General features: G+C 50.4%; 1 protein-coding gene. It reads left to right on the forward strand.

Annotation, left to right across the window (positions count from 1 at the left end; all coding sequences use genetic code 11):
* Positions 1 to 176: 176 nt before the first annotated feature.
* Positions 177 to 514: Sir2 family NAD-dependent protein deacetylase (locus DT603_RS15890; protein ID WP_281350926.1), on the forward strand; the 338-nt coding region annotated here is incomplete at its 3' end.

A 514-nucleotide genomic window follows, 5' to 3' on the forward strand; every position in this document is an offset into this window, starting at 1 on the left:
CCGCAAGAGCCCGTTACGTTCGGATTCGGGCGAAAAATGTTGGCGTATGTCCCGCAGGACATCCCAACGCCGGCGAGAAGACCTGGTTTTCGATAGATGAAATTGTAGTAGAATAAGCGTATGGCTCGGGGGAGAGGTATTGTATTCCCCGAGCCATACGCAAACCAATAAACAGCATGGATGCACGTAAGAAAATAGTTGTGCTATCGGGAGCAGGTATTAGTGCTGAGAGTGGTATCCCAACGTTTCGGGCATCGGATGGACTCTGGGAAAACCACCGCATTGAGGATGTGGCTACACCCGAAGCCTGGCAACGAAATCCTGAGCTGGTACAGCATTTTTACAATCAGCGTAGAAAACAGGCTCTTAGCGTACAGCCTAACGCAGGCCATCTGGCGCTGGTGAAGCTGGAGGCCTATTTTGACGTTACGATCATCACGCAGAACGTCGACAATCTCCACGAAAAAGCGGGTTCGTCCAATGTGGTTCATTTGCACGGAGAACTGTTTAAATC

Source organism: Pseudoxanthomonas gei, from assembly GCF_010119615.1.
GTDB classification, from domain to species: domain Bacteria; phylum Pseudomonadota; class Gammaproteobacteria; order Xanthomonadales; family Xanthomonadaceae; genus Pseudoxanthomonas_A; species Pseudoxanthomonas_A gei.